This is a genomic window from Staphylococcus sp. HMSC62B09 (genome assembly GCF_001839115.1).
Classification (GTDB): domain Bacteria; phylum Bacillota; class Bacilli; order Staphylococcales; family Staphylococcaceae; genus Staphylococcus; species Staphylococcus haemolyticus.
Genome location: NZ_KV840167.1, coordinates 1 through 1,384, shown reverse-complemented (window position 1 = coordinate 1,384; position 1,384 = coordinate 1). Strand labels below are relative to the sequence as shown.

Sequence of the window (1,384 nt, the reverse complement as noted above, 5' to 3'; positions counted from 1 at the left end):
GTATCTGGTAACTCTTTATTATTTGGTTTATCTGCTTTGTCATTATGATCTTTATCGGCATCGGCGTCGCTATCGGCGTCTGCATCAGCGTCTGAGTCAGCGTCTGCATCTGAGTCAGCATCTGCGTCTGCGTCGCTATCTGCATCTGCATCGCTGTCCGCATCTGCGTCACTATCTGCATCTGCATCACTGTCGGCATCTGCATCGCTGTCTGAGTCTGAATCGCTATCTGAATCAGAATCGCTATCTGAGTCTGAATCGCTATCTGAGTCTGAGTCGCTATCTGAATCAGAATCGCTATCTGAGTCTGAGTCGCTATCTGAGTCTGAGTCGCTATCTGAGTCTGAATCGCTATCTGAGTCTGAATCGCTATCTGAATCAGAATCGCTGTCTGAGTCTGAATCGCTATCTGAGTCTGAGTCGCTATCTGAATCAGAATCGCTATCTGAATCAGAATCGCTATCTGAGTCTGAATCGCTATCTGAGTCTGAGTCGCTATCTGAGTCTGAATCGCTATCTGAATCAGAGTCGCTATCTGAGTCTGAGTCACTATCTGAATCAGAATCGCTATCTGAATCAGAATCGCTATCTGAGTCTGAGTCGCTATCTGAGTCTGAGTCGCTATCTGAGTCTGAATCGCTATCTGAGTCTGAATCGCTATCTGAATCAGAATCGCTATCTGAGTCTGAGTCGCTATCTGAATCAGAATCGCTGTCGGCATCTGCATCACTATCATCAACAACTATTGCTGAGCCTTCGTCTGATACATTACCTGCGTCATCTGTTTCAACTGCTGTGATTTTATCACCGTTGTTTAATTCTGTACCTCCTGGTACCTCTACACTCCAGCTTCCATCTTCACCTACTGTTCCTGTTCCTGTTGTTCCATCTGGGAATGTTACAGTGATTGTATTGCCTGGTTCACTTCCTGTTCCAGTTACTGTATCTGCTCCTACTTCTGGGGCATCCACTGTTGGTGCATCTGGTGCTACTGTATCTGTTCCTACTGTTACTGGTACTTTAATGTGATCTTCCGTACCATCTGGATATGTCACTGTCACATCTACTCCTGTTGTACCTGGTGTATTACCGTCTGGTAATTGTGTTTCGTCATCCACCGTAATTGTTGGTTGTTCTTTATCCGCTGGATAGTCTGGGATTGTCACTGAACCTGTTACATCATCTGCTGTCGTTGGTGTGCCATGATCTTTCGTTACACCATCTGTTGTTGGTTCATAAGCATCATTATCTGCTTGTTCTCCTACTGTTACTGGTACTTTAATGTGATCTTCCGTACCATCTGGATATGTCACTGTCACATCTACTTCTGTTGTACCTGGTGTATTACCATCTGGTAATTTACTTGGATCATCCACTGTGATTG

At 44.9% G+C, this 1,384-nt stretch carries 1 protein-coding gene; it reads right to left on the bottom strand.

Translation table 11 applies throughout. From position 1 onward, the window contains the following. On the bottom strand, positions 1-1,384 hold a 1,384-nt coding region (locus HMPREF3265_RS10945; protein ID WP_256323935.1), incomplete at both ends, for a Rib/alpha-like domain-containing protein.